The sequence below is a fragment of the Microcoleus sp. B9-D4 genome, assembly GCF_036705105.1.
In the GTDB taxonomy this organism is placed as follows: domain Bacteria; phylum Cyanobacteriota; class Cyanobacteriia; order Cyanobacteriales; family Microcoleaceae; genus Microcoleus.
Map to the genome: position 1 here is coordinate 38,615 of NZ_JAUBTS010000023.1, position 20,942 is coordinate 59,556.

The following is a 20,942-nucleotide window of genomic DNA, read 5'->3' on the forward strand; positions in this document are numbered from 1 at the left end:
TCAACAATCAGGTACTTTCAACTCTTAGTTTTATTTACTCTGCAATTTTGAGATCGCTTACTGTTTTTCTCTCCGTCAGCAAATAAGTCCGCATTTCCCCTTTACCTTTAATCTCGATCTCGCCGCGATCTTCAAATTCATATTTATCCTGCAGCAACTTATAAGTATAGTGGCTGACTTGAATGCGACCTGTTATGCCGTGAGATTCCATACGGCTGGCTGTATTTACCGCATTTCCCCACAAATCATAAATAAATTTTTTAGTCCCGATTACCCCCGCTACCACCGGGCCGCTATTAATCCCGATGCGGAGGTCAAATTTCGCGTCTAGCTTCACATTTAATTTCTCAATTGCTACTAGCATATCCAGCGCCATTTCGGCGATCGCCTCTGCGTGGTCTGGACGTTCAATGGGAATACCGGCTGCTACCATGTAAGCGTCCCCGATCGTCTTGATTTTTTCTAAGCCGTGCTTCTCACTCAGTTGGTCAAAAGCTGAGAAAATTTCATTCAGCAAGTACACTAAATTAGTGGCGGACATTGTAGTAGAAATTTGGGTAAAATTCACCAAGTCAGCAAAAAGAATTGTTGCTTTTTCAAACTTGTCAGCAATCACCCCCGGTTGGTACTTCAACCTGTGGGCGATCGGTTCTGGCAAAATATTTAGCAGTAAACTTTCAGTTTTTTTCTGTTCTTTCCTGAGTGCAGATTCCATCTGCCTGCGCTTAGTTATATCATGAAAAAACACAGAAATCCCGTCGTGAGAAGGAAAAACCCGGACTTCCAACCACACTTTTAAGGGACTATAATATTTTTCAAAAGCAACTCCAATTTGTTTGGCTACAGCTTCATGATACTCTTTATAAAAATCTGAATTCATGAATTCGGGAAACTCTTCCCAAAAATTTTTACCATAAAGTTCTTCCTGCGATCGCTTCAAAAATTGCGAGCCTTTGTAATTGACGTAAGTAAATCGCCAATGGGTGTCGAAAGCAAAAAAAGCATCGCTCATTCCTTCTAAAAAATTGACAATTTGCTCGTCTGTAGAACGGAGTTTTGCTTCTACTTGTTTGTTCTTGATCTGTGCGCGCTTTAATTTAGTTATATTTATTCGCAACTCCATGTGGTTGATAATTTGCCGTCCTAAAGTCCGCAGCGCTTCTAGCTGTTGTGGGGTGAGATTACGAGGAATTGTATCTATCGCGCACAAAGTGCCGATCGGATAACCGTCAGGAGTTACTAGCGGGGCTCCAGCATAAAACCGAATATTTGGATCGGAAGTTACTAGCGGATTGCCGACAAAGCGATCGTCATCTAGAGCATTGGGTACAACTAGCAATTCGTTGGGATTTAAAATAGCGTGGGCGCAAAAAGCTAACTCTCTCGGAGTTTCGGGCGCTTCCAGACCAACTTTGGATTTAAACCACTGTCGGTTAGAATCTATTAAGCTTACTAAAGCAATCGGAGTGCCACAAATATAAGATGCTAAAGCTGTTAGATCATCAAAAGCTGCTTCGGCTTCTGTGTCGAGAATGTTGTAGCGGTGAAGTGCTTCTAGCCTCTCTTCTTCGTTGCTTGGCAAAGGTGCAGCTTGCATCCGAGGCCGCGAGGATATAGGTTTACGAACAATGCGTGGAAGTATTAGTGCAGCGAATTTTCTGACTTGCGAGAGCAGTTTTTTAACTAATATCGAAAGATTTCTTGACCAACCTTTATTCATCTTTATCTTTTTTCACACCTGATGGAACTGCGTATGTGCGATCGAACTCGGCTCTACTTACGTATTTACCCCAACTAACTCCTCAATCTGCGGAGCTGTTGTGGGCAATTTCCCTGTCAATACTTCTCTACCCTCATTGATGACAAGTATATCATCTTCTATGCGTATTCCGCGCACATCTGCAAATTTTTCCAACTCCTCCCACTTAACAAAATCTTCATATTTGGCGCGGTTTTCTGGGTTATTTAAGATTGCCGGAACTTGATAAAATCCCGGTTCGATCGATACCAGCATTCCCGGACGCAAAACTCGATTCAGCCGCAAAAACCCCAACCCAAACCGACTGCTTCTGGTTCTTCCTTCTTCATAGCCAGCCAAATCGCCTAAATCTTCCATATCGTGAACATCCAAACCAATTAAATGTCCGATTCCGTGCACAAAAAACAGCGCGTGAGCATCCATTTCTACCAAATCTTCAACATTGCCCCGCAAGATACCCAAATCCACTAATCCTTCCGCCATAATCCGAGCCGCTAACAGATGAATGTCTTGATATTCCACCCCCGGACTAATTTTATCAATACAAGCATCGTGTGCTGCCAAAACTACATCATAAATCGCTCTTTGAGTCGGAGAAAACTTGCCAGAAACTGGCCAAGTGCGAGTCACATCAGCAGCCCATCCCCTTGATGTTTCCGCACCAACATCTGCTAACAGCAAATCTCCGGTTTGTAGGGGATTGTGATAATGTTCGCTGTGCAGCACTTCCCCGTGCACAGTCACGATACTAGGATAGGCATAGGTCATGTTTTCCGAGATGATGACACTTTCCATTGCAGCGCGCACCCCTGCTTCAATTTGAGCATTTTGAGTTACCGCCATTCCCGCTTTGTGAGCTTCTACAGTGACAGCCGCAGCTTGACGCAATTCGACCAAACTGGCTGCATCGTGGCTCAGGCGCAGAGATATAATTGCCTTGGTTAATTCTAGGTCGATTCCTGTTGGCGATTTCGGCGATGCCAGAGGGCGAGCGAGAATTTGAGACTGTTGCAACTGAGTCCAAGAATCCTGAACGGCGATCGTTGCTGCATTTGTAGATCGCGCTTTCAATTCGGCCATTGGGAAAGCAGCATCAGCCCCAATTAGTTCGGCAATTTCTGCTCTTTTCGGCATTTCTCCGTGCCAAAGGATGCTGCTAGCAGGTGCGTCATCTAAGAACAATTCTAATTTGCCCGATTCTAAGCGAATGGCAGCATTTTCTAAGGGCAAACCAGCAAAATATAGAAAGTGACTGCTGGCACGAAAGGGATAAGTAAGTGCCGGATAATTGCGAGGAATGCTGCGCCCCGACCATAAAATTACCGGAAAATTAATTAAACTGGCCAGTTTTTGCCGCCGTTGGTGTAGAATATTAGTTAACAAATCATCACCTTGTGTAATTCTCATGGGTAAAAACCTATAATTTTGAGTTGGGTTTGCAGTCAGCCACAAGTTTTTGCATTCTCAGCATTAAAGCCCTAAAATCCTGACGGCCAATTTGGCAGCCATTTTTGAGAAAATTATCATCTGTCACTTCTTTTTTGCTAGCATTTATAGGCTGTCTTTTTTATAGTCTTTGTCGTCATCGCCCGGATGATGTGGTTAAGCAGTAAGCCTGAGCCACAGGCAGGAAAACCGGCTGAAAGTGCTACTTTGCAGGAAATTAGCATAAATATCACAACACCCGCAATGAGTCAAATTCCTTGGTCTGGTTTTTGTTGATAGGGTGACGTGAGCGAGATCCTCTATTGACTGTTTGATATATGAGACTTTAAAGTATAAGTAAAATTAACTGAAAAAACATGAAAATTTCTCATAAATCTCCTCAAACTTCTGTGCAAGTACGCGACTGGCCGATCGCACATTTACCGGGATTGAGCAAGGAAAACCAATCTCAACTGGAAGAGTGCAGCATCACCACAACCGGACAACTAATTCGCCTGACGAAAACGCAGGCGGCGAAAGTGTTGCTAGCCAATCAATTACAGATTAACATTCAATATGTTAATAAATGGGTAGCGATGGCAAATTTGGCTGGAATTCCAAGTGTAGGGTGTCAGTATTGCGGGCTGTTACTGCACGCCGGCGTTGCTTCGCCGGCTCAATTGGCTCAAATGCCCGTGGAGAGATTGCACCAACAAGTTTTAAGGCTGCACGTAGCGACAATGCAGCGCAATGACTTAACTCCTTCAGTCGATCGCGTGCAACAATGGGTTCAACAAGCTAGATTAGTCAGTAGTCATTAGTCAGTTGTCAGTTGTTATTAATCAACAGTCAACAGTCAACAGTCAACAGTCAACAATCATTAATTATGTCAATTCAAGTTTACGGAATCCCGAACTGCGGAACCTGCAAAAAAGCTTTCCAGTGGCTCAAAGATAGCGATGTTAATTACGAGTTCATTAACACAAAAGAACAGCCGCCGACTCGCGAAACAATCCAAAGCTGGGTAGCTGCTTTAGGTTTTGAACCCATGCGAAATACTTCCGGTCAATCTTACCGCGCTTTGGGCGATGACAAGAAAAATTGGACTAGCGAACAGTGGGTAGATGCTTTTGCTAAGGATGCGATGCTGCTGAAACGTCCTCTTTTCCTTAAAGATGGAACGGCTGTTTTAGTAGGTTTCAAAGAAGACGTAATTCGAGAAAAATTGGAGCTTTCAAGGGGCTAAGTTCAGCCAGTTGTTCGCCGCAAAAACTTAAGTTCGCCCACATCATCTGAGAAACCCCAACGCTCGTAAAACGGCATCATGTTCGGCAAACAATTAAGATAAAAATGCTCGACAGCTTGCAGTTTGGGATGAGTTAAAACTGCATCCATCAACTTCGCACCAAGTCCCATCTTTCTGTGTGTCGGCTTGATAATGACATCAAAAATCATCGCTCTGTAGACAAAATCGGTAATGACGCGGGTAATGCCAATTAGTCGATCGCTCTCATCGACAAAACCAATGGTAACATCAGTTGCCGCCAGCATTTTCACAACATCCTCCCGCGTCCGCTTGTCGCTCCAAAACTCGTTTTTGTACAAATCCATCAAGTCGGAAACCTGGCTTTCGGTCAAAGTTTCGACAATTCGGTAGTTATCCATATCTTCCCTCATAAAAATTAGAAGACTAAAGTCCTCACCACCCACCAAGTTATTATTGTTTTACTGTTACCAAGCTAGACATTGCATCCCCCAATAGCATTAATTTTCTTCTTCTACTTCCGTTTCCTGGGTTTCAAATACAACCAGCTCATAAAGATCCAGCATCGACATTTGCACTTCCACTGAAGCGAAGGAAACTATTGCTGATTCTCCCTCATATTCCCGAAATAACCATTCATTTGATTCTGTTTTAATATATTGTGCGACTAAAAACTCAGATTGATTGACTAACACATATTCACGGAATTCAGGGATCGATCGATAAAACCGAAACTTATCCTCCCGATCGAAATCCTTGGTAGACTTAGAAAGCACTTCCACAATCAGCACAGGATTGAGTATTTCATCTTTCCGTCCCTCTGTGCAAACTAATTCTCCTTCAACTACCATCACATCTGGATAAGTCCCGCGTCGATACCGAGGAATCCACAACCGCAAATCGCTCATAAATGGTCTGGCATTCTTTCCCCGCAAAGCAGATTTTAAGAACGCATAAATATTACCGATTATCTGGCTGTGATTAATACTACCACCCGTCATTTTTACAATTTCTCCATTGCGGTATTCATTTCTAAACTCAGCAGTTTCCTCTAACTCCCGGTACTCATCTGGAGTATAAAACTTTGCCTTACTTTGTACTAACATTGTTGCCTCTGTACTAACTTTTATCTGCGTTAATCTGCGTTAATCTGCCTACATCTGCGGTTAAAAATCATAATTAACAGTATATCACAACAAAAAAGAAACGCCCAACTGCAAAGAGTCAGGCGTTTTCCACTATGTCACAAACAGGAAAAATTAATCCCGGCGAGACACCAAATTCGATTCAATTTTCGCACCCACAACAGGTTGCACATGACTCAATGCCGACTGCAACATGGGAGTTTTGGTAACAGCATCATTAGCCAAATTAAACAAAGGGTTAGACAAAATTCCCGCCAATGTTGTCGCCACCAAAGTGAGTACAACGCTGACTTGCAAAGGCCGCATTCCCTGAAGGTTCCAGCGAACTTCGGGATAATTTTTCACCGCGTCTGACATTTCTTGAGGTTCTTTTACTACCATCATCTTGACAACGCGGATGTAGTAGTAAATCGAAACTACGCTGGTAATTAATCCCAGAATAACTAAGCCGTAAAGTCCTGCTTGCCAGCCAGCCCAGAACAGATAGATTTTGCCGAAAAATCCAGCTAGGGGCGGAATTCCACCCAGAGAAAGCAGGCAAATACTTAAGGCTAAAGTTAACAGCGGGTCTTTTTGGTACAAACCGGAGTATTCGCTAATTTGGTCGGTTCCAGTCCGCAGGGAGAACAGGATGATGCAAGCGAAAGCACCCAAGTTCATAAACAGGTAAACCAACAGATAAAATATCATGCTGGAGTAACCGGCTTCTGTTCCTGCAATCAAACCCAGCATCACAAAACCGGCTTGGGCGATCGACGAATAAGCCAAAAGCCGCTTCATGCTAGTCTGGGCGAGGGCAACCACATTTCCCAACACCATGCTGAGAATGGCTAAAGCCGTGAACACGAAGTGCCACTGTTCGATAAGTGCGGGGAAAGCAGTTGTTAACAAGCGGATTGCTAGGGCAAAACCGGCTGCTTTGGAACCGACAGAAAGAAAGGCAACAACGGGTGTAGGAGAACCTTCGTAAACGTCTGGAGTCCATTGGTGGAAGGGAACTGCGGAGATTTTGAAGGCGATTCCAGCGATCGCAAAAACCAAAGCAATCACCAAACCAAGAGATTGACCATCATTCACAGTAGAAAGGTTAGCCGCGATCGCACTTAACTTAGTTTCGCCGCCCGACAACCCGTACAGCAGCGAAATTCCGTAGAGAAACACCGCCGAAGAAGAAGCCCCAATTAACAAATATTTCAAAGCAGCTTCATTGGAACGCGGGTCGCGTTTTGTGTAACCCGTCAGCAAATAAGACGAGATACTCAGAGTTTCCAACGAAATAAAAATCATCACCAATTCATCAGCGCCGCTGAGGAACATTCCCCCCAAAGTAGCGGTTAGTAAAATGCCGATGAATTCCGCTAAAGCAGTACCAGTTTGCAGTACATAGCGGACGGATATCAAAATAGTGACAGCCGCAGTCAAAGCGATAATGCCACGAAACACTAAACTCAAGGCATCGCTGTTAAAACCGCCTAGAAACGAGATGGTATCCGTGTTATCCCACTGCAAACACAAGGCAGCGACGGCGGCCAACAAACCCGCAACGGCAACGTAGGGAGTCCAACCCGAGGAACTGCGGCCTACGATTAAATCGCCGACGAGAACCACCAAGAGGGTGAGGATGACAATTCCCTCTGGCAAGATAGTTCCAGCATTTAGCTGGGCAGCAAGAGTAGCAAAATCCATATTTTCAGGCAGGTTGGGTAGTACAAGCCGCAAAGGCTGTAATGGGCTGTGAACTTGTAAAAATTCTTTACCAAACACAGATTGTAGCGGATTACAGCTTCGCGATCCCAATTGGGCGGGTGTTTGTTGCCGGAGAGTCGGCGGGGAGTCGGCGGGGAGTCGGCGGGGAGTCGGCGGTTGAAACCGCGTCTATACAAACAATGTCTGCCTCCGCAGACTGAAGAATTTAGAGGAATATCATGTCCTAAGAGAACTACCACAATCAGATGGGTTCGATCGTTTGGACTTTACTCAACCGTTATCGATATAGAATTACTGTACATAGATGGTGAACATAATATAGTGCTCGCCGTCTGTCAGATAAGTGATGCCCAATAATAAAAATGTAGGCACACTATCTATTAGCCTTAATCTATCTTACGTTTTTTTAAGTGGAGCTACTTAGAAGATGGTTTTGGAACGGCAACTGTGGTAACACGGACATTCGGATCGAGGGCGTCACCTTGAGAGTAAATATAATCAAATGCCGATCGATCTTTAAGCATATGTGCCCGCAGAAACAGCGCGCTCCAACGGGCGATCGTTTCAATACCCACGGCTCGCTCTAAGGTAGCAGTATTGCGATCGGGCATCGCACCAGCGGGGTTATTAACATTGGTAATGCCGAAGTGATTTGCACCCATAACAGTAATCAAAGCTTTGGGTGGTGTTTGAATTTGCTCAAAGGTGCTTTGAGATCGATCGGGCAGGGCGACACCATCGATAGATCCTTGAATCAACGCCACTGCAATGCCATCATTAGCGATGGGTACAAATTCATTAGCAATCGGATTTCGCAAGTTAGCTCCAAAAAATGCACCCGCTAATAGTTCTTTCGGGCGCGTAAATGGCTCTTGACACAAATACAATTCTGGGAGACATTTATTAGCAATCACCGATAACCCCACTGCACCACCAAAAGAATGACCCAATAAACCAAGGCGCTGCGTATCGATAACAGACGCGATCGGAGATGTGGGCTTTGTGTTTTCGATCGCCATTTGAGACAAAACCGCCGCAATTTGCGAAGTTTCCGACGCCAAATTAGGCGGTGAAGTGGGATTGAAGGGCGAAGGGCGCAAATGGTTCGGAACGACTACCACAAAGCCGTACCGCGCCACATGGCTAGCGTAATCTGAATAAAATGATTTATCTACAAGCGCACCTTGCAATAAAAGTACAATGGGGAAAGAGTAATTACCGGAATTAAGATCGGATGGTTTAGGATAATAAATATCAGCTAAATCGTTATTAGCAGATATCGTCGTACTGTAAAAGCTAGTTTCTTTAAATGGCGGTGCATAATCGATTGTTGTGGCAAAGACTTTGCCACCAAGGACAACAAACGCAGCAATTACACAAACAATTACTAGGGTTTTTGCTGAAAAAAAATCTGGGTTGAAATTCATCATTATTTTTGGTTTGAGAGTGCGTGCATAAGCTACTGAAAAAAAGCAAGTTGGCGACGGTTGGTAATTTATTTAAGGAGCGTTGCCGGAAAAGGTTTCGGACTCTGTGACGAAGAGTATCAACTTGCCATTAATGAAAATTTGTGTAAAAATTGCAAATAAACTGACTCATAAATAAACACGATTCACGATTTGACACCATTTTTGACTACTTGGATTTTAGTGTGGCTTATAACCCGACCAAATTTTCTTTAGAAAAACGTTTTTTAGAGTGGTGAATCGGAATTTCGGTGCAGGGTGGTTTCATTCTCAGGAAAATCATGGTTTTATAGGGGTAGTGCTACCCCTACTCCCCGTGCCTACCCCCCACCGACGAGCGAAGGGCCGTTTCAGGCATCGGGGCTCTTCACGAGGGTTTGCCCCGGAGCGAGAATGAAACAGCCCTGGATGTTAAATGGGTTCTATAGAACTCCTTGTTAGCTGGCGGGTTTACATTACCAACTAATAATAAGCGGCAATCCCGGTCGGAAATCTACCTGTTGTCCCTGCACTTCTCCATCAAAACCAAGCTCCACAAAATACTCGGTTCCTATCCGTAACTTTAGCTGATTTGTCTCAAGCACTGCTTGAAGTTCAGGTGACGGATTATTGGCAGCAGGACTGACTAATTCTACACGAGTAATTTCGCGTAAACCAACACTATGCTCCAAAGGCTGTGACTTATCAGCAGAGTATTGATCGGGACGTTTACCAAAGGAAATTTGGAAAAGCATGGGTTCAGTCAAAACATCACTATTTGTTCCTACTGCGATACTCATCGTTTCAGATAAATAAGGTGGACGATATGCCCAACTAGAAAATGCAACTGTGTCTTCAGAACCTTTGGCTGGACGCAAACAGATGCCAAATGGACACGCACCATTATTCCGATTTGTCGATCGCTCCCAAAGACGAGTCTGATGAATTCGCTCAGACTTCGCCTCTTCTGGATGGTGAACCCATAACAATTCCAACATTGCGTTATGGAAAAAGAAACAGCGATTGGCTGTACCTTGTCCGCGATGAATGCGAGATCCACCCTCAACTAAACCGAAGGATGATAGGCGATCGGCTTCGGGGGCACCAATATGAGTTAAGATGAAGAGATGGTCGAATTCAAATGCCATAAAAGTTATCTGTTAAATTGCATCCAACTACTTTAGTTGTAGGGTGTGTCGCCATGCAAAATCCGTAAAAAAGATCGACAATATCTCTACAAGAATTGTTTGGGATTCCACATAAATTGAGAACGATATCCAATAATTACATGATCGATAAGATTAGAGTTCGTATTTTCTTCGGATACATGGTAGTCAATATATCCTCGCTGATACCAGCGGACATTCTCTGGTAACAAAAGCTCTGTCGGCTTGCCTCTAACTGCATCGGGAAAAATTCTATCGACCCATTCCCGAGCAGTCTGTAGGCTCAATTTCCCATCAGTTCCTTTTGGATAAATGACCGCTGCATAGGGAGATTCAAGTTCTTTTTTCTGAGGAAACAGCAAGAACAAGTCAATCGTTGATAATTCACCAACCAACTCAACATATCCCAGTTCCGCACCCCGTAGATGCAGATAGTGGTAATGGTATGCAAGATGCCAGGACGCAAGCCTAATTATTTCAGGGTCATCATAGTTACCCAATTCAATTAACAGCGGTTCAAGGGCTGCAACTTTGCAGGATTCATCTGTCGCAGCAGCAAGAGCAAGCCCTACACGCCCCATATCAATCAGGCGGCGAACCGCACCAGCATCCCGGCTAAACCGTTCATGGGCATCAAACGCTAAGTTGCAAGGAAAGTAGCAAATATAAGGTTCTGGTTCTGGTGAATTCTCTAAAATATCCAACAACCATTCTTTGGCATCAAAACCTTGTTTCGGAATAGCGCCCCAGAACGCGCCTGCTATCCCTGGGCGATCGAGTTCCTTGTGGTAAATTAACTGCATCATCTCGTCAAGTGGTGGTATTCCAATAATCGCTTGTTGGTTGCGCTCATAATTTTCATCAATATACCATTCCCAATATTCATGTTTTTTGACACTATTACCATAAAAAATACCAATCTGATAAGCAGTACAAGCCCTAATTAGCAGGTCAGCATCATCTAGCATTTCTAACAATTTTTCTCCTACTTCTTGCCAAGTCGAATCATAAGCACCCAAGAAAAGTTGTGCTGCTAATATCGCCTTTTTTGTAGGAATCTCTCGCTCTTCTGAAGCAGCCAATTGGTATAACCATTCGAGAAGTAAGCGGTTATAAGGTGGTTCTTTTGCCAAGAACTGGAAGCCACAACAAAAATTTTCAAAGATGTTAGGCTTATTTAGAGTTTGGGCTGCGATCGCCTCACAGATAGATTTCATGCGCCTGTCAATCGGTCTTGGCTGGTAATCGTCGCAATTAGATCGTTGCGACTGTTCTATTTCTAGAGCATAGATTAGCTTGTTAATTGCCCTGTCCCAAATCTGCCATTCTTTATGTTCAAGCAAACCAATAAATGTTTCAAAGATTGTATCCCACTCATTTGAGCTGTAGGGAAAATTGAGTGAAATGTCTAACAGTTTAATTGGGTCGCTGTGACTTTGGGGTGAGAAAGTTTCTGGGGTGAATATTTGTTCTAGAATCGATTTAATACTTGGCTGAGAACCCTCTTCTTGAATCATAGCACTCAAAAGTGTTTTTCAGATACTGGCTATGGCTAAGCTAACACAGCCTGACACTGTTGTTACTACTGTCGAGCGCTCCCAAAGCGAGACAAGATACAAATGTTGGGTTTGTGTCGTCAAATATTGTCGCTTAGTGCGTCGCTCGATCGATTGTCGCTCTTTGTTTGAGGATGGTAGATGGCGACACACCCTACGAATACGATCGAAGATTTACGCCATCTTGCCTAGTGTTTATAATAACCCGTTCCCAAAATGGTATCAAGAATTAGTCCCACAATATCTGATGTTAGCTTGTGAGCGCGATCGACCCTTTCTGTAAATGCGCTCGACTATTTGACCAATTCTCGATCGCATTTCAAGTCTTTTTTGCAGGGAAACCATCAAATCTTGCCCAATCTTAAATCTAAAACCTAAAATCTACAATTGAGGAACCATCCGCCCGTATCCAGCAGTCTCAACATCCAGTTAGCGACAATTCTGCTAAAGTCAGGTCATCATCCCGTGCATCTTGTAGAGACGCGATTCGCAGCCTCTGCCCCCAAAGCAGTAAAATCCCATCATATTGTCACCTGCCACCCGATCGGCAGTAAGTTAAAAATTAAGGTAGTTTGAAAATAATCGCCCAAAGTTGAAAGAAACCTTGACATCTGACCTAAACTCTCTAACTTAGACCCTCTAGCTGCGCTGCCATCCATATTTAAAAGATGCCATGTCAACCTTAGTCATCGTCGAATCTCCTACCAAAGCCCGCACCATCCGCAACTTCCTGCCCTCCACCTACCGTGTAGAGGCATCGATGGGCCATGTCCGCGACCTACCATCCTCCGCCGAAGAAATACCAGAAGCCGTTAAAGGAGAAAAATGGGCGCAACTGGGCGTAAACGTGGAAGCAGACTTTGAACCCCTCTACGTCATCCCGAAAGATAAAAAGAAAATTGTTAAAGAACTCAAAGACGCCCTCAAAGACGCCACAGAACTGATTCTAGCCACTGACGAAGACCGGGAAGGCGAAAGTATTTCCTGGCATTTGCTGCAAATCCTCAAACCCAAAGTGCCCATCAAGCGGATGGTGTTTCACGAAATCACCCGCGAAGCAATCCGCGATGCTTTGACTCACTGCCGCGATATCGACAATCGAGTTGTACAAGCCCAAGAAACTCGCCGAATTCTCGACAGACTCGTCGGTTACACACTCTCTCCGCTACTGTGGAAAAAAATCGCTTGGGGTTTGTCCGCCGGTAGAGTCCAGTCAGTCGCTGTACGCCTGTTGGTGCGGCGGGAACGGGAACGCCGCGCTTTCCGCCAAGGTAGTTACTGGGATTTAAAAGCGCTTTTGGAAAAGGGCAAGATTTCCTTTGATGCCAAACTCGTGACTGTCGGCAATGTAAAAGTTGCAAATGGCAGCGATTTTGATGAAAATACCGGGCAAATTATCGCAGGCCGCCGTGTACTTTTGCTCAACGAAGAACAGGCGCGGGCTTTACTCTCACGCATTCAAAACAAACCCTGGACTGTCGGGAATATTGAAGAACGGCCAGTCACCCGCAAACCTTCGCCGCCGTTTACGACCTCGACTTTGCAGCAAGAAGCTAACCGCAAGCTGCGGCTGGGTGCGCGAGAAACCATGCGAATTGCCCAAAGTCTCTACGAACGCGGTTTTATCACCTATATGCGGACGGATTCGGTGCATTTGTCCGAACAGGCGATCGAAGCGGCGCGCAGTTGCGTGCAAGAACTTTACGGCAGCGAATACCTCAGCCCCCAACCGCGCAAATACACTACGAAAAGCAAAGGTGCCCAGGAAGCCCACGAAGCTATCCGTCCCGCCGGCAGCACTTTTCGGACTCCGCAGCAAACGGGATTGGATGGGATTGATTTCCGCCTCTATGATTTGATTTGGAAGCGGACTGTCGCTTCTCAAATGGCCGATTCCCGCCAAACTCACGTCACTGTATTAACTCAGGTAGAAGATGCCGGTTTCCGTTCCAGCGGCAAACGCATTGATTTTCCAGGCTTTTTGCGGGCATACGTGGAAGGTTCCGACGATCCGAATGCGGCGTTGGAAGACCAGGAGGTGATTTTGCCGGCGCTGAAGGTGGGGGATAAACCTAATTGTAAGGATTTAGAGGCAGTTGGCCACGAAACTCAACCTCCTGCCCGCTACACGGAAGCTTCTCTGGTGAAAATGCTGGAAAGCGAAGGTGTGGGCCGTCCGAGTACCTATGCGAGTATTATCGGTACAATTGTCGATCGGGGATATGCCAAATTAATAGCTAACGCCCTAATTCCGACATTCACCGCTTTCGCTGTCACTACTTTATTGGAAACACATTTTCCCGATTTAGTAGACACCGGTTTTACTTCCAGAATGGAACAAACCCTCGATGAAATTGCCACCGGCGAGGCGAAATGGCTGCCGTATTTGCAAAAGTTTTATACAGGGGAAACCGGACTCGCAACCCAAGTTAAAGAACAGGAAAGTCAGATTGATGCGAAAGTTGCCCGAACTGTGGTATTGGAGAATATTTCTGCTAAAGTCTGCATCGGCAAATTCGGCGCATACCTAGAATCGGAAAGCGAAGAAGGCGTCGTAAAAGCATCGATTCCCCAAGATTTGACGCCGGCAGATTTAGATCCGGAACAAGTGGAGTTTCTGTTAAAGCAAAAAACCGAAGGCCCGGAAAAATTGGGTCTTCACCCGGAAACCGGGGAACCGATTTATGTGCTGATTGGCAGTTATGGGCCATACGTTCAGTTAGGGGAAGTTTCGGAAACGAATAAGAAACCGAAGCGGGCTTCTTTACCGAAGGGGACGGATAAGGATAGCGTGACGCTGGATATGGCGGTGAGTTTGTTGACTTTACCTCGCTTGTTGGGCTCTCACCCGGAGACGGGGGCGAAGGTGCAAGCTAATTTGGGGATGTACGGGCCTTATGTGGTGCATGACCAGGGTAAGGTGGGGAAAGATTATCGATCGATCAAACCGCCGGATGATGTTTTGACTATAATGCTCGATCGGGCTTTAGAGTTATTATCGCAGCCGAAAGCTGCCCGCGGCCGCAGCAAATCAGCCACACCTTTGAAGGAATTGGGCGCGCATCCAGAGTCGGGAGAATTGATCAATGTTTACGATGGCCGCTACGGCCCCTACGTCAAACACGGCGATATCAATGCTTCTTTGGCTAAGGATGAATCTGTGGAGAATTTCACCTTACAAAGAGCACTGGAATTGTTAGCCACCAAGGAAGCAGCGGGGGGCGGAAAATCTAGCAGCAAGTCTAAGAAGTCAACCAAGACTACTGCGACGAAATCGGAAACAGCAACGAAGAAGACTGCGGCGAAGAAAACCACTGCTAAAAAGACGGAGACTGCGGCGAAGAAAACCACGACTAAGAAGGCGACGACTGCGACAACAGCCAAGAAAACAACTAAGTCAAGTTAGTTGAGTTTTCTGTAATATTGGAAACCCGGTTTATTAGTAGAAAAACCGGGTTTTTATCGGGTTCTTTCGTTTATCCGCGAGTCCGTCAGGGAATGAATTCCCTGTCTCATAGCGAAAGTCGGTTGAAACCGACTAAAGAATAGTGACCAATACTCGATGCAGGTTTTTTTGTGTTTTTTGCTTTAGCAATCTTTTATTTTTATGATATAATCAAGACGATCCATCTAGTAATTGGAGTAATTTAATCACCATGAGAGCTGAACTTATGGTACAACATTCCTACTGGATCGATCGTGAGATTTCGATTCAGAAAGTCAGAAATCTTTACTTATTCAAATTTACGGAAAACCTGCAAGCCCGATTAGAAGAACTAGCGGACAGAAAAAAGGCTAATCTTTTAAATTCAGAAAAGGTTGTAGAAGTAGCAAGCTTACTAGAACTAGATCGGATTTTTACCTTAATTAACGCTAAAGTTATAGCAGCCTCATGTCCGTAAACCGCGCTACTAGAAATTTAGTGGCTTGTAGGGTGCGTCCCTTTCGATGGAGAATGCAGTAATTAAAGTTTCTCTGGGGACGCACCCTACTCGATCCGCTACCATATTATAAGGGAATTTTCTCGTAAAAAAACAGGAGTCAATTTCGGGAATATATGGAAAAATATACAAATGACTTCATGTCCTTTGACCTAAGAATTCCTCGATCTTCTGGAGGCAAACCAATCAATCTCACTATCAATATTGAGGCAGTATCATATGGTGCTTAAACATTTGCTGGAGAAAGTAGTTCTTGAGTATCCAGAAGCTAGCAAAGATCCCTTTCCAAAACACCCATTTGCTAGCTATTTCAAAAAGACGATCCCAAAATCTATAGAGTCATTCTTACATCTCCCCGATATGTACAGCATTGAAGCTTCGGCCGGTAAGGGTGCTTGGGCTAAAGTTCCTTGGATTGCAATATTTAATATATTAGTCACTGAGACTGTAACTTCAGGATTTTACTGTGTTTACTTTTTCCCTGTGGATGGCTCTGGTGTTTATCTTTCTTTAAATCAGGGTATTGCAGATATACGCGATGAGTGTGGGCTTCCTGGATCAAGAAATAGGGTGAGAAATCAAGCAATATTTTTTAGAGATACCCTTGGAGAAGAAGCGATTAAAGATTTTTCTGATTCACTAGACTTAAAGCTAACTTTCATTCGTAAAAAAGACGCTAGAAGATTGGGGCAGGCTTATGAAGCAGGTAACATTGCATCCAAATTTTACCCTAGAAATGAGATACCTGATGATGAGGTATTGACTGACGACCTCAATAAACTCCTAGAAATTTACTTTACTCTTTTTGAAAAAGTTTTTTCAATAAATGATATTCAGAACTACGAGCAAAAAAAAGACGACTGGTTTGAAGATTTGACAAAATATAGAATACATAGAGTTACTGAAAGAAACCAAAGTTTATCTAAAAAAGTCAAGCAGTTGCAAGGTTATATATGCAAAGCTTGCGATTTCAACTTTGAAGCTCGATATGGAGAAGTAGGCAAGCAATTTATAGAGGCGCATCATACTGTTCCAATATCAAGCTTGAGCAAGGCGAAAATTAAATTAGATCCAATACAAGACTTTACGGTTCTTTGCTCCAACTGTCATCGCATGATTCATCGAATTAAGCCAACGCCAACTTTGGAGGAATTCAAGAAAATATTGAAGATGTAAAATGCTAAATATGCTGATCTCGCGCCCCCAACGCCGCCCAAACCCCATATCCCTGACCTCGCGTTAGTCTAAAATCTCCTCAGCCGCCAGAAAGGCGATATGTGCGATCGACTTTCACGACAAAACTGCGGCAATCCAGAACTAGAAAGCGTACTATACCGCAAATCGCCCACACTGGAAAATTTTAATACTTTGCTTGAGTAAAACTTGACACAGATCCAAACCATGAATTAGATTAGACCTATGGATGCAGCAGACATGATCTAATCATGACATCCCGTTAGCCACGAGGGTCGAGGAATTCCGGTAAAGACGTTCTGAATACCAAAATTTATATTTTGGCGAAGGCTCCTTAAGGAGCCTTTGTTATTTTAGGGCTTCGGTAATTCCTTATTATTGAGTTCAATTAAGATATGGACGGCGGCCCTGAGCGATAGACACGAATCACTTTTTTCGTCAATGTCTCAGCAGTAGATATCGCATCATTAATATTAGCAGTCAGTCTAGCAATATCGTCATCTCGCGTGCAGGCAATAATACCACAGTGGTCAGGTTGCAGCTTGTGCAGTTGAAAGAAATCCCGTCGGTTGACGGTCAAAACAGCCCGATTTTCAATGATGGCAAATGCTAATACATCCTCATCAGGTAGTCCAGCATTTCCTGCTTCTTGAACAGTCAGGACATCATGCCCCAAAGACCGCAGGTTTTGCACGACTTGCCGAGGAAATTGTTCGTCTGCGTAGAGACGCGCCATAGGTTTATTTGATATTTTCAGGTGTATCTAATATTTCGTCAGCCTCATCTTGCAGTCTAATTGCTTCCTCAATTTCGTCAGGATAAGCTTCAGCATAAGCCCAAACATTTACCAAATCAGCAGCACTGAGATGGGGATAGCAGTCTAGGATAAAAGCATCGGTAGCGCCGTCATTGTGATAGCTGGCGATCAACCAAACGGGAATGCGAGTTTCGTGAATACAAGCATCACCGCCCATCACGCCGGGAGTTTTTGTAATCGGGCGGCCGCTGTTTTTCAGGCTTTGGGTTAAGATGCTGATTGCCTCAGCTTTCTCGGTTGGCGTTAATGCCAAAAGTTGTGTTTCTAATTCTTTGATTGTCATGGAAATTTTAGGATTTATGAATTATGTAGCTATTTGCTATTATAGTGCGATCGCCCGAATCAGTTGACTCTAGATTGCAATCGAGGGAGCGTGAAAATTTTGATAATTTTTTTGATTATAGCTTGCTTGACAAAGCACAAAATATAGCGGTTCTCAAGCGTGGTGAGGTATGCCCACGGAGGCCACGGAGGCCTATGCCCATGAGTACCTCATATGAGAGCTCGAAAGGCTATATGTAGTGTTTTGGGGCTAGATAATCATGTGTTTATACCAGTTCCAAATTAAGGCTGACTTATAAAATATTAACCAAGTTTGCAAAAATAGGTTTGTACTTCAATCCTTAAAATTCTCTGATCTTCCTTTGTCTAATAAACGTCTGCGGGGTTCGATCGCCCCTATTTTTTTTGAGACATATCAACTCCAACTCTTGTCAAGCCTAGCTTTTCTGCTTACTTGTCACCCGTCGGCAAAATCATCCTATTTACTTATTGACAATTGCTCTTCTCTCTTAAATTGTCAGGGAACGAACATATAAGGTTAAAAATTGTATCATAAGCAACAGAAAGTACCCAATCTTTTATGTACCGCTCTACAATGGACAAAAGAAACAAGATTAAGAGGCGCGATCGCTATGGGTATGAATGAAAACCTAGACTGGGAAGAAGCATTTGAGTACAGAGCGGGCTTGACAGTGGAGTTGAAGTCCCAGCCCGGGGTTTTGCATAAGATCGCTTACTATGAAGTGATGATGGTACCGCCCATCTGGTTAGAAAATGACCCGCGTCCCCGGTATTCTCACGAACTGCGAGTCGTTTCCCACCAGCCAACTGTGTCCAATGTTTGCCGGATTTCAGAGTGCCCTGTTTTAGTCGCCTCCTAAGTTTTTTCAGCGGGAAATATCGGCGATGGTATCTAGCCAGCAATCAAACCGATGCAGTGATTTTCGGATTGAGATTGCTGTAGTTTACTTTGTGGCGATCGGCTAAGTAGTCGTAGGGTGCGCCGCCATGAACAACCCCTAACGCAGCATATCGACAATCTCACAGATCCGCACTTGTGCGATCGAGAGGCGATGTAAACAAACCCAACACTTATTTTTTAGCCAAACTTTGTAAAAATGGTATTATTTTAGGGTTTCGGTAATTCCTTCCCCTATCAATAACTGGACGTTGGTCTAACATCTCCTCAGCGACCAGAAAGGCGATATGGGCGATCGACTTTCACGAAAAAACTGCGGTAATCCAAAAGTATATTGGTACAAATGGTAGAAATCCATCTTGATATTAATGAGAGTTGTTTGAAGTTTTTCCTAGGGTGACTAATTCGGTTTATTAACACAAAAGTGACAACTTTAACCATAAAAATTAAATTTGTATGTTAAGATGACACAAGCCCTTACCATACTTGATTTCAATTATGGCTGAAAAATTAATAGTTAAAAACTTTGCTGGCATCAAGGATTTAGAGATTGAAATCAAACGAATAAATATACTTATTGGCCCTCAAGCCAGCGGTAAAAGCGTTTGCGCTAAACTCCTTTTTTATTTTAAGAACTTCGTATGGGAAATTTTATCGGTTGTAGATAATGAGCAGACAAAACGCAATCTAGATTCCAACTATTCCAAGACGTTTGAGGAATATTTTCCTCCTGATTGTTGGGGAAAACAAGATTTTTTCATCAGGTATGAAATTTCCAATGTTTTTATAGAAGTTAGGAGAAAACAGGATACCAAAGGTAGAATTTCCCTCAGCTATTCAGATTTTTTCAAGAAAAAATTGGCAGACCTACGCAATTTGCTAAAAAAAGGAAGAGAGAAAAGCTCGGAAATAGCTCCTAGTTTTGATATTATTTATAGTTCACTTTTCAGCCAAAAATTTTTAAAAGATCACTTAGTAGAAAGTTTAGGCAGATCCATTGGTCGAGAGGCAGCCTTCAATCAGCTTTTTATTCCTGCTGGTCGCTCATTTTTCTCTAATATTCAGAGCAATATTTTTTCTATTCTGTCAAGCAATAATACCTTAGATCCATTTCTAAGATCGTTTGGCTCAACATACGAAGGGATAAAAAATTTGGGTATACAATATGAAGTTGATGTTGAAGATAAATATACAAAAGATATACTAGAGGAAATAAACAGGCTAATAGAGCAGTCTTTATGTGGTAAGCACATACAGGAAAAAGGCAAAGATTTTCTGGAGGTGGCAGATGGAAGACGTATTAGTATTGCGAACTCATCTTCCGGTCAACAGGAAACATTGCCTCTGACAATTATACTAGCTGCACTACCTTTACTAGCTTCCCCTCCTGTCGGTCAGACAGTGTATATTGAGGAGCCGGAAGCGCATTTATTTCCAAGCGCACAGCGTAATATTGTCGAGTTGATCGCTACAGTCTTTAATTCTCGCAAAGAGCAACTTCAATTCTTTATAACTACCCATAGTCCTTATGTCCTGACAGCACTTAATAATCTGCTCCAGGCTGGGCTTCTTTATGAAGAGTCCAGCGAAGATATACAACATCAACTAGAAGAGATTGTATCTAGATACAAATCCTTAGATGTTTCCGATCTCTCAGCCTATGTTTTGATGAATGGAAAATGCAATAGTATTGTGTGTCCTGATACTGGGTTGATTGATGCGCGAGTAATTGATTCTGTTTCTGATGAACTAGCTATTGAATTCGATCAACTTCTCAACTTAGTTTGAATCGTATATGAAAAGTATTCCAGAGTGTGAGGAACATAGATCCGACACCAAGATTGTCTTGCAGGAAAACAAAAGTAAAATAACGTTCCTCAACCCGAATAAAGACGAAATATTAATAATTAAGGTTGATGGCTGCGTTATTAGTGACAATGAGACTTTGCGTTGCGACTACGCACTCATTCCTTCTGATGCAGTAGAAATATATGTAGAGTTGAAAGGAAGCGATATTGCACAGGCGGTTAAACAAATAGAATCAACTATTAATTTACTTTCGGCAAATCCGCAAAAGATTAAGAAGCTATGTTTTGTCGTGTCTACACGTGTGCCAAAACAAACACCAAGTATACAACAGCTACAAAGTCAGTTTAAGAAAAAATTTAATGCTAGTTTCCGAATCAAGAATATTCAAGATGAGTATGATTTAAGTACGTCCACAAGCTAAACTAACGAGAACTTTGATATGACAAACATACAGAACTCTACCTGAAAAGGAGTCAGCAGACAATTCGCCTGCATAAATAAAATTTAATTCAC

General features: G+C 43.5%; 19 protein-coding genes. 9 read left to right on the forward strand and 10 right to left on the reverse strand.

The features are described from left to right. Positions 1–34: 34 nt before the first annotated feature. Positions 35–1,597, reverse strand: coding sequence for an adenylate/guanylate cyclase domain-containing protein (locus QUB24_RS15950; protein ID WP_333154116.1), 1,563 nt, complete (start codon positions 1,595–1,597; stop codon positions 35–37). A 180-nt stretch (positions 1,598–1,777) separates the two neighbouring features. After that, the gene (locus QUB24_RS15955; RefSeq protein ID WP_333154118.1) at positions 1,778–3,166 is read right to left on the reverse strand and encodes an aminopeptidase P family protein; all 1,389 of its coding nucleotides are present in this window, start codon (positions 3,164–3,166) and stop codon (positions 1,778–1,780) included. Positions 3,167–3,561: 395 nt separating this feature from the next. On the opposite strand from QUB24_RS15955, the gene QUB24_RS15960 reads away from it, so the two are divergent. Both QUB24_RS15960 and QUB24_RS15965 read left to right on the forward strand, forming a co-directional pair. Further along, positions 3,562–4,005 (forward strand): DUF4332 domain-containing protein, encoded by a 444-nt coding sequence (locus tag QUB24_RS15960; RefSeq protein ID WP_333154120.1) that lies wholly within the window; start codon positions 3,562–3,564, stop codon positions 4,003–4,005. Between the two features lie 65 nt (positions 4,006–4,070). After that, on the forward strand, positions 4,071–4,430 hold the full coding sequence (locus tag QUB24_RS15965) for a Spx/MgsR family RNA polymerase-binding regulatory protein (RefSeq protein ID WP_333154122.1): 360 nt from the start codon (positions 4,071–4,073) through the stop codon (positions 4,428–4,430). Positions 4,431–4,432: 2 nt separating this feature from the next. On the opposite strand, the gene QUB24_RS15970 is transcribed toward QUB24_RS15965, so the two are convergent. The 6 genes from QUB24_RS15970 to QUB24_RS15995 all read right to left on the reverse strand — a co-directional run bounded on the left by QUB24_RS15970 (position 4,433) and on the right by QUB24_RS15995 (position 11,428). Further along, positions 4,433–4,849, reverse strand: coding sequence for a GNAT family N-acetyltransferase (locus QUB24_RS15970; RefSeq protein ID WP_333154123.1), 417 nt, complete (start codon positions 4,847–4,849; stop codon positions 4,433–4,435). 99 nt (positions 4,850–4,948) lie between these two features. Continuing rightward, entirely contained in the window at positions 4,949–5,554 is a 606-nt protein-coding gene (locus QUB24_RS15975; protein WP_333154125.1) for a Uma2 family endonuclease, read from the reverse strand. A 153-nt stretch (positions 5,555–5,707) separates the two neighbouring features. Beyond that, positions 5,708–7,279, reverse strand: a complete 1,572-nt coding sequence (locus QUB24_RS15980; RefSeq protein WP_333154194.1) for an NAD(P)H-quinone oxidoreductase subunit N — start codon at positions 7,277–7,279, stop codon at positions 5,708–5,710. A 437-nt stretch (positions 7,280–7,716) separates the two neighbouring features. Further along, positions 7,717–8,730 carry a poly(ethylene terephthalate) hydrolase family protein gene (locus QUB24_RS15985; RefSeq protein ID WP_333154126.1) on the reverse strand — a complete coding sequence of 338 codons (1,014 nt, stop codon included), beginning with the start codon at positions 8,728–8,730 and terminating at the stop codon, positions 7,717–7,719. 491 nt (positions 8,731–9,221) lie between these two features. Continuing rightward, positions 9,222–9,893, reverse strand: coding sequence for a VOC family protein (locus tag QUB24_RS15990; RefSeq protein ID WP_333154128.1), 672 nt, complete (start codon positions 9,891–9,893; stop codon positions 9,222–9,224). 86 nt (positions 9,894–9,979) lie between these two features. Beyond that, complete coding sequence (locus QUB24_RS15995; RefSeq protein ID WP_333154129.1) at positions 9,980–11,428, reverse strand: hypothetical protein; 1,449 nt, start codon at positions 11,426–11,428, stop codon at positions 9,980–9,982. Between the two features lie 31 nt (positions 11,429–11,459). Between QUB24_RS15995 and QUB24_RS16000 the strand changes: the two genes are divergently transcribed. From QUB24_RS16000 to QUB24_RS16015, 4 genes are all read left to right on the forward strand, one after another. Next, positions 11,460–11,750 (forward strand): hypothetical protein, encoded by a 291-nt coding sequence (locus tag QUB24_RS16000; RefSeq protein WP_333154131.1) that lies wholly within the window; start codon positions 11,460–11,462, stop codon positions 11,748–11,750. A 390-nt stretch (positions 11,751–12,140) separates the two neighbouring features. Further along, on the forward strand, positions 12,141–14,873 hold the full coding sequence (topA, locus tag QUB24_RS16005; protein WP_333154132.1) for a type I DNA topoisomerase: 2,733 nt from the start codon (positions 12,141–12,143) through the stop codon (positions 14,871–14,873). A gap of 265 nt (positions 14,874–15,138) precedes the next feature. After that, complete coding sequence (locus tag QUB24_RS16010; RefSeq protein ID WP_333154134.1) at positions 15,139–15,369, forward strand: hypothetical protein; 231 nt, start codon at positions 15,139–15,141, stop codon at positions 15,367–15,369. Positions 15,370–15,627: 258 nt separating this feature from the next. After that, positions 15,628–16,584 carry an MrcB family domain-containing protein gene (locus QUB24_RS16015; protein ID WP_333154136.1) on the forward strand — a complete coding sequence of 319 codons (957 nt, stop codon included), beginning with the start codon at positions 15,628–15,630 and terminating at the stop codon, positions 16,582–16,584. 406 nt (positions 16,585–16,990) lie between these two features. On the opposite strand, the gene QUB24_RS16020 is transcribed toward QUB24_RS16015, so the two are convergent. Continuing rightward, positions 16,991–17,338 carry a DUF5615 family PIN-like protein gene (locus QUB24_RS16020; RefSeq protein ID WP_333056587.1) on the reverse strand — a complete coding sequence of 116 codons (348 nt, stop codon included), beginning with the start codon at positions 17,336–17,338 and terminating at the stop codon, positions 16,991–16,993. Between the two features lie 4 nt (positions 17,339–17,342). Next, positions 17,343–17,702, reverse strand: a complete 360-nt coding sequence (locus QUB24_RS16025) for a DUF433 domain-containing protein (protein ID WP_333154138.1) — start codon at positions 17,700–17,702, stop codon at positions 17,343–17,345. 631 nt (positions 17,703–18,333) lie between these two features. Here QUB24_RS16025 and QUB24_RS16030 point away from each other — a divergent pair. The 3 genes from QUB24_RS16030 to QUB24_RS16040 all read left to right on the forward strand — a co-directional run bounded on the left by QUB24_RS16030 (position 18,334) and on the right by QUB24_RS16040 (position 20,850). Then, complete coding sequence (locus QUB24_RS16030) at positions 18,334–18,582, forward strand: hypothetical protein (protein ID WP_333154140.1); 249 nt, start codon at positions 18,334–18,336, stop codon at positions 18,580–18,582. Between the two features lie 536 nt (positions 18,583–19,118). Beyond that, complete coding sequence (locus QUB24_RS16035; protein WP_333154141.1) at positions 19,119–20,408, forward strand: AAA family ATPase; 1,290 nt, start codon at positions 19,119–19,121, stop codon at positions 20,406–20,408. A 7-nt stretch (positions 20,409–20,415) separates the two neighbouring features. Next, complete coding sequence (locus QUB24_RS16040) at positions 20,416–20,850, forward strand: hypothetical protein (protein WP_333056601.1); 435 nt, start codon at positions 20,416–20,418, stop codon at positions 20,848–20,850. The last annotated feature ends 92 nt before the right edge of the window (positions 20,851–20,942 follow it).

Bases quoted from the DNA above. Each gene is read 5' to 3' on its own strand.
- QUB24_RS15990 (WP_333154128.1), bottom strand. From the start codon at position 9,893: ATGGCATTTGAATTCGACCATCTCTTCATCTTAACTCATATTGGTGCC.
- QUB24_RS15995 (WP_333154129.1), bottom strand. From the start codon at position 11,428: ATGATTCAAGAAGAGGGTTCTCAGCCAAGTATTAAATCGATTCTAGAA.
- QUB24_RS16030 (WP_333154140.1), top strand. From the start codon at position 18,334: ATGGGTATGAATGAAAACCTAGACTGGGAAGAAGCATTTGAGTACAGA.
- QUB24_RS15965 (WP_333154122.1), top strand. From the start codon at position 4,071: ATGTCAATTCAAGTTTACGGAATCCCGAACTGCGGAACCTGCAAAAAA.
- QUB24_RS16020 (WP_333056587.1), bottom strand. From the start codon at position 17,338: ATGGCGCGTCTCTACGCAGACGAACAATTTCCTCGGCAAGTCGTGCAA.
- QUB24_RS16015 (WP_333154136.1), top strand. From the start codon at position 15,628: ATGGTGCTTAAACATTTGCTGGAGAAAGTAGTTCTTGAGTATCCAGAA.
- topA (WP_333154132.1), top strand. From the start codon at position 12,141: ATGTCAACCTTAGTCATCGTCGAATCTCCTACCAAAGCCCGCACCATC.
- QUB24_RS15960 (WP_333154120.1), top strand. From the start codon at position 3,562: ATGAAAATTTCTCATAAATCTCCTCAAACTTCTGTGCAAGTACGCGAC.
- QUB24_RS15955 (WP_333154118.1), bottom strand. From the start codon at position 3,166: ATGAGAATTACACAAGGTGATGATTTGTTAACTAATATTCTACACCAA.
- QUB24_RS16035 (WP_333154141.1), top strand. From the start codon at position 19,119: ATGGCTGAAAAATTAATAGTTAAAAACTTTGCTGGCATCAAGGATTTA.
- QUB24_RS15985 (WP_333154126.1), bottom strand. From the start codon at position 8,730: ATGATGAATTTCAACCCAGATTTTTTTTCAGCAAAAACCCTAGTAATT.
- QUB24_RS15980 (WP_333154194.1), bottom strand. From the start codon at position 7,279: ATGGATTTTGCTACTCTTGCTGCCCAGCTAAATGCTGGAACTATCTTG.
- QUB24_RS16000 (WP_333154131.1), top strand. From the start codon at position 11,460: ATGGCTAAGCTAACACAGCCTGACACTGTTGTTACTACTGTCGAGCGC.
- QUB24_RS15970 (WP_333154123.1), bottom strand. From the start codon at position 4,849: ATGGATAACTACCGAATTGTCGAAACTTTGACCGAAAGCCAGGTTTCC.
- QUB24_RS15950 (WP_333154116.1), bottom strand. From the start codon at position 1,597: ATGCAAGCTGCACCTTTGCCAAGCAACGAAGAAGAGAGGCTAGAAGCA.
- QUB24_RS15975 (WP_333154125.1), bottom strand. From the start codon at position 5,554: ATGTTAGTACAAAGTAAGGCAAAGTTTTATACTCCAGATGAGTACCGG.
- QUB24_RS16010 (WP_333154134.1), top strand. From the start codon at position 15,139: ATGGTACAACATTCCTACTGGATCGATCGTGAGATTTCGATTCAGAAA.
- QUB24_RS16025 (WP_333154138.1), bottom strand. From the start codon at position 17,702: ATGACAATCAAAGAATTAGAAACACAACTTTTGGCATTAACGCCAACC.
- QUB24_RS16040 (WP_333056601.1), top strand. From the start codon at position 20,416: ATGAAAAGTATTCCAGAGTGTGAGGAACATAGATCCGACACCAAGATT.